Origin of the sequence: Tenacibaculum sp. 190130A14a (assembly GCF_964048965.1) — a bacterium.
Taxonomy (GTDB): Bacteria; Bacteroidota; Bacteroidia; order Flavobacteriales; family Flavobacteriaceae; genus Polaribacter; species Polaribacter polynesiense.
On record NZ_OZ040189.1, the window covers coordinates 2,665,493 to 2,678,667 of the forward strand.

At 30.1% G+C, this 13,175-nt stretch carries 15 protein-coding genes; 6 read left to right on the plus strand and 9 right to left on the minus strand.

Annotated elements, in window-relative coordinates; genetic code table 11:
* Positions 1–98: 98 nt before the first annotated feature.
* From ABNT22_RS12570 to ABNT22_RS12585, 4 genes are read left to right on the plus strand one after another with little or no spacing between them, the layout of a single operon-like run.
* On the plus strand, positions 99–725 hold the full coding sequence (locus tag ABNT22_RS12570; protein ID WP_348718336.1) for a hypothetical protein: 627 nt from the start codon (positions 99–101) through the stop codon (positions 723–725).
* On the plus strand, positions 691–2,652 hold the full coding sequence (locus ABNT22_RS12575; protein WP_348727104.1) for a sensor histidine kinase: 1,962 nt from the start codon (positions 691–693) through the stop codon (positions 2,650–2,652). The genes ABNT22_RS12570 and ABNT22_RS12575 overlap by 35 nt, the downstream gene beginning before the upstream one ends.
* A 60-nt stretch (positions 2,653–2,712) precedes the next feature.
* Positions 2,713–3,327: a hypothetical protein gene (locus tag ABNT22_RS12580; RefSeq protein WP_348718333.1), complete on the plus strand. Its 615-nt coding sequence runs from the start codon at positions 2,713–2,715 to the stop codon at positions 3,325–3,327.
* Entirely contained in the window at positions 3,305–3,946 is a 642-nt protein-coding gene (locus ABNT22_RS12585; RefSeq protein WP_348718332.1) for a response regulator transcription factor, read from the plus strand. The genes ABNT22_RS12580 and ABNT22_RS12585 overlap by 23 nt, the downstream gene beginning before the upstream one ends.
* Before the next feature lie 4 nt (positions 3,947–3,950).
* On the opposite strand, the gene ABNT22_RS12590 is transcribed toward ABNT22_RS12585, so the two are convergent.
* From ABNT22_RS12590 to ABNT22_RS12600, 3 genes are read right to left on the minus strand one after another with little or no spacing between them, the layout of a single operon-like run.
* On the minus strand, positions 3,951–4,316 hold the full coding sequence (locus ABNT22_RS12590; RefSeq protein WP_348718331.1) for a cupin domain-containing protein: 366 nt from the start codon (positions 4,314–4,316) through the stop codon (positions 3,951–3,953).
* A gap of 47 nt (positions 4,317–4,363) precedes the next feature.
* Entirely contained in the window at positions 4,364–4,924 is a 561-nt protein-coding gene (locus ABNT22_RS12595; protein ID WP_348718330.1) for a hypothetical protein, read from the minus strand.
* Positions 4,925–4,965: 41 nt separating this feature from the next.
* A complete protein-coding gene (locus ABNT22_RS12600) occupies positions 4,966–6,489 on the minus strand; it encodes a helicase HerA-like domain-containing protein (protein ID WP_348718329.1) in 1,524 nt (507 codons plus the stop codon).
* A 128-nt stretch (positions 6,490–6,617) separates the two neighbouring features.
* Between ABNT22_RS12600 and ABNT22_RS12605 the strand changes: the two genes are divergently transcribed.
* Entirely contained in the window at positions 6,618–7,094 is a 477-nt protein-coding gene (locus tag ABNT22_RS12605; protein ID WP_348718328.1) for a RidA family protein, read from the plus strand.
* Positions 7,066–7,695 carry a 7-carboxy-7-deazaguanine synthase QueE gene (locus tag ABNT22_RS12610; RefSeq protein WP_348718327.1) on the plus strand — a complete coding sequence of 210 codons (630 nt, stop codon included), beginning with the start codon at positions 7,066–7,068 and terminating at the stop codon, positions 7,693–7,695. The genes ABNT22_RS12605 and ABNT22_RS12610 overlap by 29 nt, the downstream gene beginning before the upstream one ends.
* A gap of 52 nt (positions 7,696–7,747) precedes the next feature.
* Here the strand turns inward: ABNT22_RS12610 and ABNT22_RS12615 are convergent, their stop codons facing one another.
* From ABNT22_RS12615 to tgt, 6 genes are all read right to left on the minus strand, one after another.
* Positions 7,748–8,134: a DUF4345 family protein gene (locus ABNT22_RS12615; RefSeq protein WP_348718325.1), complete on the minus strand. Its 387-nt coding sequence runs from the start codon at positions 8,132–8,134 to the stop codon at positions 7,748–7,750.
* 60 nt (positions 8,135–8,194) lie between these two features.
* On the minus strand, positions 8,195–8,905 hold the full coding sequence (locus tag ABNT22_RS12620) for a YafY family protein (RefSeq protein ID WP_348718324.1): 711 nt from the start codon (positions 8,903–8,905) through the stop codon (positions 8,195–8,197).
* 99 nt (positions 8,906–9,004) lie between these two features.
* Positions 9,005–9,958: an acetyl-CoA carboxylase carboxyltransferase subunit alpha gene (locus tag ABNT22_RS12625; protein ID WP_348718323.1), complete on the minus strand. Its 954-nt coding sequence runs from the start codon at positions 9,956–9,958 to the stop codon at positions 9,005–9,007.
* Positions 9,959–10,047: 89 nt separating this feature from the next.
* Entirely contained in the window at positions 10,048–10,947 is a 900-nt protein-coding gene (locus ABNT22_RS12630) for a DMT family transporter (RefSeq protein ID WP_348718322.1), read from the minus strand.
* On the minus strand, positions 10,934–12,019 hold the full coding sequence (locus tag ABNT22_RS12635) for an LptF/LptG family permease (protein WP_348718321.1): 1,086 nt from the start codon (positions 12,017–12,019) through the stop codon (positions 10,934–10,936). Before ABNT22_RS12635 ends, ABNT22_RS12630 begins: the two co-directional genes overlap by 14 nt.
* An 11-nt stretch (positions 12,020–12,030) precedes the next feature.
* Positions 12,031–13,161 (minus strand): tRNA guanosine(34) transglycosylase Tgt, encoded by a 1,131-nt coding sequence (gene tgt / locus ABNT22_RS12640; RefSeq protein ID WP_348718319.1) that lies wholly within the window; start codon positions 13,159–13,161, stop codon positions 12,031–12,033.
* Positions 13,162–13,175: the final 14 nt, after the last annotated feature.

The following is a 13,175-nucleotide window of genomic DNA, read 5'->3' on the forward strand; positions in this document are numbered from 1 at the left end:
CTATATTTAGGTAGTTTAAAATACCTAGTTGTAGGTAACTATAAACAATTGCTTTTAACCGAAATTTGGAAAAGTATAAACATCTAAAATTAACCAACATGAAACTATCTTCAAATTATTTAGGTATATTTTTATTCTTTGTATTCCTTTTTAATGTAACGCTAAACGCGCAAGAAAAAATTGAAATTGACACCATTCTTTACAAAAATGTAACTCCTAAAAAGCTTCTAAATCATCTTGATTCATTAAAAATTTCATTAGTTAAAGAAGAGAGAGTTTTAAAAGTATCTTTTTATGTAACTGGAAAAATAATTGATAAAGAAATTTCTGCAGAAAAGATAGAAGACAAAACCACTATTCCCATATTTGAAAGAAAGAAGTTTTTTCTAAATATAAAAAATTCATTCAAATTAGAACCTAATACTATTGACTCTCATTTAACTAAAGTAATTTTAACTATAAGTGAGAAAAGTTTTTCTAATCGAGATTTAAAAAACTTCGAAAAGTTTTTAAATAAAAGTGGACGAGTTTTAACTATAAAATTAAGTGGTTTTAATAAACCGAGAATACTTAATGACGTTAAAAAATCTGGGACGGTTGTTACTACCAATGAAGAAGAAGATGATCCTAACTTCTTATTTGCAATAATAATAAGTTTACTATCTCTTTTCGGACTAATTTCATTATTCAATGCATTCACTAAAAAGATTAAAAAGAACAAATAATTTTATATCTATAATATTTTTTATAATCATCCTGAGTATTTTGCCTTTTAAAGGCAATGCTCAGGATAACTATGTTCTTAATAATTTAGATTCTTTAATAAAGAAAAAAAATTATCAATCTAGCCTTGAACTGATTAAGCTACATTTAAAAAATGAAAAATCTAATTTCAATTTTAGAAACAACATTTACATTAAGGAATATTTGGTTAATTTAAAGCTTAAAAAAAAGGATTCCGCTTATAACACTTTGCTAAATGCCAAAAAGAAATACAAAGCACTCACCTCCAAAGAAAAAGCAAAATTAACATACTATTTAGCACATATTCATCAAATTCATACTAGAAGATATGATTCGGTCATTTTTTACAGTCTAAAGTCATTATCTAAACTTCAAAAAAACAATGAGATTTATGACAAGTTCACTGCAATGAATTATAAACTCTTATCAAGAGCATATTCTAACCTGGAAAAAGACAGTTTAGAAATATATTATTTAAAAAAACGTCTTAAATCGTATAAAAAAATTTCAGACATTAAAAACATAGTATACTCTTTAAACAACATAGGAACATTCTATAGTAATACTAATAGTAATTATTTTAACATTGACTCTAGCTCATTTTATTACAGAGAAGGACTTTCTTATCAACTAAACCATAAAATATCTGGTACTATTTTTCAAAACCTAGCAGCTATTCACCTTGAGCATTATAAAAATTATGACTCCACATTATATTTCACTAATAAAGCTCTTAGCTATAAATTATCGCCTAATAGTTTAGCAAGTTTATATTTTAATAAAGCCTCTATAAACATTAAAAGAAAAGACACTCATAATGCTGTAAAAAATTATAAAATTTCAAAAAAATACGCTCAAAACAGTGGAGGAATAAGGCTTTTGATGTTTATCGAAGAGAATCTATTCAATATATATATTAATAAAAAAGAATATCAAAAAGCCATCTTTCACAGGAAGCTATATGAGAAATTTAAAGATTCTATTCATACTTTGGACGTTTTAAAAAATTTAAATGACATAGAAGCCAAATACAAAACTGCAGAAAAGGAAAAAGCAATTGCTCAACAAAAAGAACAAATTGCAATTAGTGAAGCCAAACGAATACAAAACCAAAACTTTTTATATGGCTCCTTAGCGATTATATTTTTAGGTACTATAATTGCCTATTTAAACCTTAAAAACTCCCGCAAAAAACGTTTACTGGCAGAACAACAAAAAGAATTAGTAAAACAAAAAAACCTTACACTTTTAAAAGAACAAGAAATTAACACCATTAATGCAATGATTGATGGTCAAGAAAAAGAACGGGTGCGTATTGCAGAGGATTTACATGATAATATTGGTAGTGTATTAGCAACATTAAAACTTCATTTCGAAAATTTAAAACTCAATAGAGAAAAGAAACATTTTAATCAGGAAGAATTATATAACAAAACTGAAAAACTTATTGATGAGACTTACTTAAAAGTAAGAAGTATAGCTCATGCAAAAAATGCCGGAGTTATAGCCAATAAAGGTTTACTCATTGCGGTAAAACTTATGGCAGAGAAAATATCTGCTGCTAATAAAATAAAAATAGATGTATTGGATTTTGGTTTAGATAAACGTTTAGAGAATAGCCTTGAGATTTCCATTTTTAGAATCATACAGGAACTCACAACAAACATTATCAAACATGCCAATGCTACTCAAGCAACCATTAATATTTCTCAATTTGATCAAAATCTAAATATTATCATTGAAGATAATGGAAATGGATTTGACATTCATTCAATAAAGCAAAAAAATGGAATGGGACTCCACTCTATTCAAACAAGAATACAGTATTTAGAAGGTACTTTTGAAGTAGATTCTACTATAGGTAAGGGAACTTCTATTATAGTGGATATACCTATAGTAAATACCTAGACCTAAGTACAATACCAATATTTTTCTTTAGTATCTTTGGAATACTCCAAACTTAATAAAATGAATTTCTTTGTTAATTTTTTAGTAGCTATTGATCAGCTCGGAAATGTACTTGCTGGTGGTAATCCAGATAATACTATTTCTTCGCGAGTAGGATATTATACTGAAAAATATTACCCTGCTAATAAAATTCCTTTAAAATGGCGCATCTTTAGAGATATAATCGACTTTACCTTCTACCCTATCGACGGAAAAAATCATTGTAAGGAAGCTTATTTTAATGATGCTGGAGAGGAGTTTGATACTGGAACCAACGATTTTGCAGTTGCTGTTCTTGCAATTCTCATTATTATTAGTTGTGTGTTTATTACTTTTTTACTTTACTTTTTATATCTACTAGGTATTGTTTCTCCTAAAAAAATAAACAGAACAAAAAATATAAAACAACGACTTCTACTGGCAGAAGCCAAACTAAAAGGTGTGTATACAGAATTGAATGAACATCAAATAATAGTAGATGCAGAACTAGACGTTATAATTGATGAAACTCAAAATACCATTGAAGAAATTGCCCAAAAAGTAGAAGGTATTTTACAACTCAAAGAACGATTAGCTAACTTTAAAACTAACAAACAAAAAACTACCCATAAACATGATAACAATAGCCATGGCTGAAGACCATCAAATGCTCATTGATGGTGTAAAATCTTTTTTTGAATATGATGAAGAAATTGATATAATTGGAACTGTTAATAACGGAGAAGATTTGGTTAAACTCGTAAGTTTAAAACAACCTAAACTAGTTATAACAGATATTCGTATGCCAAGAATGGATGGTATAGAGGCCACCAAACAAATAAAAAAACAGTTTCCTCATATAAAGGTATTGGCCCTGACTATGTTTGATCAACCAGAAGCAATAAAGCAAATGTTAGATGTTGGAGCCTCTGGTTATTTACTAAAAAATTCTGGTATAAAAATGCTTTCAAAAGCCATTGTAACAGTAGCTAATGGAGAAACCTTTTTCGATCCAAATGTTGCTTTCAATTTTATGAACGACTACATTCAAGAGAATGTAACTATTGGAAAGTCTGAGAAAGTTACTCTTTCTAATAGAGAAAAGGAAATTTTACAATTAATAGCAAATGGAAAAACTTCGAAGGAAATTGCTGATGAACTATTCATTGCTAAAACTACCGTTGATACCCATAGAAAAAACATGATTCGTAAACTCAATCTAAGTGGTGGTAACGAATTAATAAAATACGCTATTGATAAGAAGTATCAATTTTAAAAATTTATGCTTCTCGATGTACCAAATCTATAGAAAACGCAGGTAAACAAATAGCAATATACTCACATGGTTCATCGAATGGATTAGAGTATTGAACACGAACATTTTTCTCTATTTTAATTGATTGTCCAGACTCTAAAACAATTATTTCTCCATCAATATTGAATTGTTTTTTTCCTTTTATAATATAAGTATATTCCTCAAATTCTGGAGTTTGAAATGGTTCACTCCATCCTGCTGGTGCAACCATATGTGCTATACTAACTTTACTGTTTTGATTAGTAGCATTTCCAAAATGTTCTTCAATTAATTTCCCATCCGTTGTTGGAACTACAAAGGGTGTTTTTTGAATTGTATATTTTTTACTCATACTTTTTTAAATAAAAAATCCGAAATTCTCATTTCGGATATTGTTTATTAGTTAAACCAAATGGTAAATGTTTTAATCTTTGCCAAGTCAGGTATTTGTTCAATACTAACTTTTTGACTTCCGAATCCTTTTAATCCTAATTCTTCTTTATCAATAGCAATCGTAGCATTTAATTCATCAATAAAAAGTGTTGCAGATGTAAATGATGTTTCTACTTTATCAATCTTATTGTTATTATTAATTTCTTGAAAATTAGAACTAATATTTAAACCTGTCTTTGTTTTATATCGATCGTCAAAAATTTCAATACTTCTAATTGTAGAAGTTGAATCTAATTGCTCTTTTGGTACTATGGTTAATAAATGTTTTCCTCCTTTTTCATATACATGGTACTTATCATCTTCTTGAAAATAATTATCTCCTTTTGCGCCTTCACTTAATATTTTGACTAGAGAATCATTTTCAAAAATTCTATCTAATTGTTTAATAGTTGTTTTTGTAGTTAAATCTCCTACTTTACCTTTAGCTATATCAAACTTGCTATTGCTACATTGATAAAAAGTAATCATTCCTACTGCTACTACTAAAACTTTGACTATGTTTTTCATTAATTATAGTTTTTAAAGATAACGTTGTTTTTTGTTTTCTATTATTTCAATACCTTCTTCAATATTCCAAAAGCAGCTCTAATAAACGTTGCACTGGTTAATACTTTTACCACTGGGTTCATTCGAGTACTTCTACTTCTTGTTGAAGATGACCTTCTACTTGTCTTTTCTTTTTCTTTACGTGCTTCTTCTTCTGATTTTTCTTTATTTATTCTAGTAATTTTATCGGTTAAAATCTCATATGCACTTTCTCTATCAACTTCTTTGTTATACTTGGTAATTAAATTAGAATTATCTAGTACTTCTTTTATTTCTTTATCTGTAAGCACATCCATTCTACTCATCGGCGCTCGCAACATTGTTCTTGCCAGTGGTGTTGGAATTCCTTTTTCATTCAAAACAGAAACCAATGCTTCTCCAATTCCTAATTGGGTTAAAACCTCTTTTGTATCATAATATTCTGAATCCGGATAGTTTTCTGCTGCTAATTTAATAGCCTTTCTATCTTTCGCTGTGAAAGCTCTTAACGCATGCTGTACTTTTAATCCTAATTGAGCAAGTACATCTTCAGGTACATCTTTTGGATTTTGAGTTACGAAATAAAGTCCAATTCCCTTTGAACGAATTAACTTAACAATACTTTCTATTTGACTCATTAATGCCTTTGATGCTTCATCAAATACTAAATGAGCTTCATCTATAAAAATTATAAGTTCTGGTCTTCCACTATCTCCTTGCTCTGGGAATGTTTCATATACTTCTGCCAACAATTGTAACATAAAGGTTGAAAACAGTTTGGGTTTGTCTTGAATATCTGTTAATCGTAAAACAGATATCACCCCTCTCCCATTTTCATCAATACGTGTTAAATCATCTACGTCAAATGATTTTTCTCCAAAAAACAAATCACCTCCTTGCTGCTCTATCTCAACTATTTTACGAAGAATTGCACCTGTACTTGCAGTTGAAATTCTTCCATATTCTGCTTGAATTTCTTCTTTACCTTCGTTAGTTATGAATTGAAGTATTTTTTTAAAATCCTTTAAATCTAACAACGGCAATTGATTATCATCGCAATATTTAAAAATAATAGCAACAATACCCGATTGTGTTTCTGTTAAGTCTAAAATTCTTGACAAAAGTACTGGTCCAAATTCAGAAACTGTTGCTCTTAAACGAACTCCGTCTTGCTCTGAAATAGATAAAATTTCAATAGGGAATTTTTTAGCATCAAATGGGATTCCAATTTTCTCATGACGCTCATCAATTTTTGGGTGTCCTGGACTAGCTTGCGCCAATCCACTTAAATCACCTTTAATATCCATTAACAATACCGGAACTCCTTTCTCTGATAAATTTTCAGCAATAACCTGCAATGTTTTTGTTTTACCAGTACCAGTAGCTCCAGCAATTAAACCATGACGATTCAATGTTTTAAGAGGCACATTTACCAATGCATTTGTTACTGTATCTTCACCTAACATACCTGCGCCTAAGGTTATAAAATCACCCTTACAAGCATATCCTTCTGTTATATGATTAAAAAAAGCTTCTGTATTGCTCATTCCTAATGAAATTTTTGATAAAAATACTATTAATATTAGCATTTCAAAAACTCGCTACATTTTATTTCTTAAATTTACTCGTAAATATCTTCCTGTGGAAATGACAAACTACTCAAAACATACATATTATGAAAACTAAGCTTTTTATTTCCTTTATTTTTCTTCTTTGTTTCTTATCGTGTAATACTGTTGAAAAACCTTCATTAGTTTTTCACAAATCCAAATTAGAACGTAAAAAGAATGCTCCATTTTCGGATGCTGTAGAAGTTGGCAACATCTTATATTTAGCAGGTCAAGTAGGTATCAACCCTAACACTAAAAAATTAGCAAGCGATGAAATTGAAGGTCAAACGGTACAAGCTTTAGAAAACATTAAAGAAGTCTTAGAACATCACGGATCTGACCTTGAACATGTTGTAAAATGCACAGTTATTTTAGCCGATGTAAACGATTTTAAAGCTTTTAATACAATTTTTCGTAAATATTTCCCTAAAAATAAGCCTGCAAGAACTACCTTTGCAGCCGATTTATTAGTAGGTGCTAAAATCGAAATAGATGTAATAGCAGTAAAAGCAGATGGATTTAAAGACGCAAGAGTTAATTAATAAAGGAGAAATGCTTCCATTAATGGAAGAGTTTTATACAATTCAAGGTGAAGGCGCCCATACAGGTACTGCGGCGTATTTTATACGAATTGGAGGTTGTGATGTTGGTTGTCATTGGTGCGATGTGAAAGAAAGTTGGGATGCTAATTTACATCCTCCTACACATACCGATATTATTGTTGAAAATGCAAAAAAATATGCAGAAACTGTGGTTATAACAGGAGGTGAACCTTTAATGTGGGATTTAAATTATATAACTGCTCAGTTACAAAACAACAATATTAAAACCCATATTGAAACCTCTGGAGCTTATGACTTTTCAGGAAAATGGGATTGGTTTTGTTTATCTCCCAAAAAAACAAAGTTACCATTAGAAAGAGCTTATCAAGAGGCAGATGAATTGAAAATGATTATTCATAATAAAAGTGATTTTCAATTTGCAGAAGAACAAGCCGCTAAAGTAGGAGATAAATGTAATCTTTTCTTACAACCAGAATGGAGTAAAAAAGAAAAAATGACTCCAATGATTATTGATTATGTTATGAAACATCCTAAATGGCGTATCTCACTTCAAACTCATAAATATTTAAATATACCATAATAAAAAAGCAACCAAAAATGGTTGCTTTTTTATTTTAGCTTAAACTAGCTTCTTATGCTAAGACACTAAATATTCCAAATAAATTAGCTCCTCCTAAAACTATTTCAAACATAATTCCTTGCATAATCTGTTTATTAGGTTTTCCATCTATTAACAAACTAACCACTCTTCCTAAAGCAAAACCACTAAAAATTAAGGTTCCAACAGTAAAAGAAGTTAAAGACATTTTAGGAATAAGAATTCCCAATAAAATGATAATTCCTGCACAAAACATTACAGCACTTACACCTCTTACTTCATTTAATAAATCAACATTGTTACTCAATTTTATTCCTGAACTCTTTAAATAAGTTTTTATCGGATTTGTTAACCTCATTAGTCCAACAAAAAGTAGCATTAAGCCTGATAATAATAAAATAATCGTCTTTACAATTTCCATTTTATATTGCTTTTAATTAATTATACCGCAATATTAAAATGCTACTATGACAGCGGTATGTCAGGGGTGCATTTGATCCTTAATATAGTTATCAAAATATTGCTGAATGGTCATTTTATGAGGTTCAAATTTTTCTCCTTTTTGAACAAATTTTTCAATAAAATCAATTCTAAAGTTTCTAAAATCATTTCTTAATCTACAAAATGCAACTAACAAAAAATTCCCATTGGTACTATATACAGCAAATGGCTCAATCTCTCTTTCTGTTTTCTCTCCTTTTGAAGAATTATATCTCATACTTACCACTTCAAAATGTATGATTGCAGATTGAATCTTCATTAAGTTATCACTTGTTTTAGTATAGTTATTATTTCCTCCAAAATAAACCCTCTCTGCTAATAATTCTACGTTTCCTTTTTGAGAATATCTTAGAATAGATTTTACTTTCTCTATAACACTAGAAATATTCTCACTAAAAGATTTGTCTTTATTTTTAAGTATTAATTGCTCTACTGTTATTAAAGCATTGGCTTCTTCTTCTGTAAACAAAACTGGAGGTAAATGATAGCCTTCCATTATAGAATATCCTTTTCCTTCTTCAGTTACAATTGGAATCCCAGACTTCTCTAAAGCTCTAATATCTCTATAAATTGTACGTACACTCACCCCATGTTTTTCAGCCAAATATGTAGCAGTCACAATTCTTTTAGATTGCAATTGAGTAATGATTGCAGTTAATCTAGACAATCGAGGTTTTTCTTTATCTTCCATTGTACATAATATAATGAAGTTGAAGTAGTATAAATGTAAGCATAAAAAAACTCGTTACATTACTGTAGCGAGTTTTAATTGTTTATTTGAAAAGAAAGCTTACTCTTTGTAGACTCCCATGTTTGCGTATTTATCCATACGTTGTTCTACCAAATCTGCTTCTGATAAATCTTTTAATTCATCATATGCTTTTAAGATCTGATTTTTTACTGCTGTAAATGCTCCATCTCTATCTGAATGAGCTCCTCCTAATGGTTCTTCTATAATTTCATCTACTAAAGCCAACTTCTTCATATCATCAGCCGTTAACTTTAACGCTTCTGCTGCTAGTTCTTTATATTCCCAGCTACGCCATAAAATTGAAGAACATGATTCTGGTGAAATTACTGTATACCAAGTATTCTCCATCATATAAACTCTATCACCCACACCAATTCCTAAAGCACCACCTGAAGCTCCTTCTCCAATTACTATTGTAATTATTGGAGTTTTTAAACGTGTCATTTCAAAGATATTACGAGCAATAGCTTCTCCTTGACCTCTTTCTTCCGCCTCTAAACCTGGATATGCACCTGGTGTATCTAATAATGTTACTACAGGAATTCCAAATTTCTCAGCCATACGCATTAAACGTAATGCCTTACGGTATCCTTCAGGGTTTGCCATACCAAAATTACGGTATTGACGTGTTTTAGTGTTGTATCCTTTCTGCTGACCTATAAACATAAAAGATTGATCTCCTATTTTACCTAAGCCACCAATCATAGCCTTGTCATCTTTTACGCTACGATCTCCATGTAGTTCCATAAAAGTATCTCCACATAAAGCTTTGATATAATCTAAAGTATATGGACGATTTGGATGACGTGATAATTGTACACGTTGCCATGGTGTTAAGTTTTTATAGATATCTTTTTTAGCTTTCGCTAATTTATCTTCTATTTTTTTACATGTTTCAGTAACATCAACATCACTCTCTTCTCCTATTTCAAAACATTTTGCCAATTGATCTTTTAATTCTTTTATTGGCATTTCAAAATCTAAATATTCCATTGTGTTTTGTTTGATTTCTTAAAATAGTTAGTCGTTTGTAAAGGCAAACATACTAAAAATATTATACAGTTTAACGTTTAGTTTACACTCTATTTGCCTTTTATTTTCTTTTTAATTCGACTTGTATTCTTTAATATACCATTCAATAGAACTACGCATAACACGATAATTGCTCCGTAGTAAAACTCTATATTCATTTGTTCTTTTTCTCCAAAAATTATCAAAGCTAATACAATTGCATATATAGGCTCTAAGTTAATGGTAAGCATTACTGTATATGGAGTTAAGTACCTCATTACATGAACTGATGCTATAAAAGCATATGCCGTACAAATACTACTTAGTACAAATAAATACAACCAATCACTAGTTGGTAATTGAAAAAATTCTAGAGAAAAACCGCCTATTACTAGTAAGTAAATAGTTACTCCAAGTACACCAAATAATAATTGATAAAATGAAATAACATCTGCCTCATATTTCTTTACGTATAATCCATTTAACACAGCAAATAATGCTGATAAAAAAGCAGAGATCAAAGCATAAATAATTCCTAAGGTATATTGGCTCTCAAAATTAAAAATGATATACAGTCCACCGATAACCAGTAAACCTAACAAAATTTCAATCGGCTTCACCTTTCTTTTAAAAAAAAATGGCTCAATTAAAGAAGCAAAAAAAGCTCCTGTACTCATAGTTACTAAGGCTACAGATACATTAGACACCTTAATTGCTTTAAAAAAAGTAATCCAGTGTAGTGCTATTACAACCCCTGTAAAAGCGAAATTTACAAGTCCTTTTTTATCTACTTTGAAAGATTTCTTTTTAAAAATAAAGTAAAAAGCTATAAAAATTACTGCTAATAGCATTCTATACCAAACCAAAGGTATGGCGTCAATGGAAATCAAGGCTCCTAAAATTGCAGTGAAGCCCCAGATAAAAACAATTAAATGTAAGTGTAGGTAATTTTTAAGTTTACTTCCTTGCATTGAAATATAAGTAAATAGCATAAGTTCCAAACACCATATTAGGAACCCAAACGTTTAACAATGAATTAGCTCCTGCCACAGCTCCTAAAACTTCTGCTACTTTCAAAAAGAATACGTAGATGAACATTATGGTAATTCCTAATGCTAAGTTAACTCCCATACCTCCTCTTCTTTTCTTATGAGCAAGCACTACCGCAATTAATGTTAAAATATAGCAAGCCACAGGTAAACTGGTTCTTTTATACAATTCAACCCAATAAGCATTTAAATTCTTTACTCCTCTTTCTTGAGATATTTCTATAAATTTTCTCAATTCTGGAGATTCCATTTCTTGAGGTACAATGGATTTATAATTCAAATCTTTTGGTGTAAAAGCAAATAGAGTATCTAAACTATTACCGCTAAAAATACTATCTCGCTCTTTAAATATCTTTCTTTCTTTCCAAGAGTATAATGTATATAAACTATCTTCTTTATTCCAATTTATATTGTCTGCTGTTAACTTATACTTCAGTTTTATTCCATCATAGGTTTCTGTGGAAAAATTATATCCCGAGTTCCTTTCCAAATCATAATTTTGAACAAAAACATAAGTGCTATCATTTATTTGTAAACTAAAGTTTTTTACCGATTTATCTGAATATTTCTTCTTTTTCAAGTACTTTTTCTCAAATCCTTTTTTCACCTTACTACTAGAGGGAACTACAAAATGATTCATAACAAATGCGACACTTGCTACAATGGTTGCTCCTACTAAATAAGGATATAAAAATCGTGTAAATGATATTTGTGAACTATTTATAGCTACAATTTCAGAATTGTTAGCCAGTTTAGATGTGAATAATATCACAGAAATGAACAAAGCCAAAGGCATGAAAGTATTGGCATAATAAATAATAAAATTGATATAATAGTCATTAACAACCTCAATAAATGTTAAGTTCTCATGTCTAAGAAACTTATCTATTTTTTCTGCAATATCAATAGCTACCGCAATAGGTATTAAAATTAACAGCGTAAACAAAAAGGTTGTTAAATAACGTTTTAATATGTACCAATCTAGCTTTTTCAACGAATACAGTTTTATAAACGTTTATTCATTTGTTTTACCATTCTATCTTTCCATTCGGTAAAATCACCAGCTAAAATATGCTTACGTGCTTCACGAACCAACCATAAATAGAATCCTAAATTATGAATAGATGCTATTTGTTTACCTAACATTTCTCTTGCAGAAAATAAGTGACGTAAATACGCTTTAGAATACATTGTATCTACATAGGTAATACCCATTTCATCTATTGGAGAAAAGTCATTCTCCCATTTTTTGTTTTTTATATTTATTGTACCATGAGCTGTAAACAACATTCCGTTACGAGCGTTTCTTGTTGGCATTACGCAATCAAACATATCAACTCCCAAAGCGATATTCTCTAAAATATTAATTGGAGTACCAACTCCCATTAAATATCTTGGTTTATCTTCTGGTAAAATACTACATACCACATCTGTCATTGCATACATTTCCTCTGCTGGTTCTCCTACTGAAAGCCCTCCTATGGCATTCCCTTCTGCTTCAACTGATGCTATAAACTCGGCTGATTGCTTTCGTAAATCGGTATAAGTACTTCCTTGAACTATAGGGAAAAGTGTTTGATTATATCCATATTTAGGTGGTACTTTATCTAAATGGTTTATACATCGTTTTAACCAACGATGTGTCATATGCATCGATTGTTTTGCGTAACCATAATCACACGGATATGGAGTACACTCATCAAAAGCCATGATAATATCAGCTCCAATTGAACGCTGAATTTCCATTACATTTTCTGGAGTAAAAAAGTGTGTAGAACCATCTATATGACTCTTAAACTTCACACCCTCTTCGTTAATTTTTCTTCGTCCTGATAACGAATAAACTTGGTAACCACCACTATCAGTTAAAATACTTCGGTCCCAATTCATAAATTTATGCAATCCTCCTGCTTGTTCTAAAATATCCGTTTTTGGACGTAAATATAAATGATAGGTATTCCCTAATATTATATCAGGATTAATTTCGTCTTTTAACTCAGATTGATGTACTCCTTTTACAGTAGCAACTGTACCTACAGGCATGAAAATAGGAGTTTCGATAGTTCCGTGATCAGTGGTTACAACACCTGCACGGGCTTTACTTTTAGGGTCAGTAGTTTTTAATTCAAATTGCATAGTTGGCAAAGATA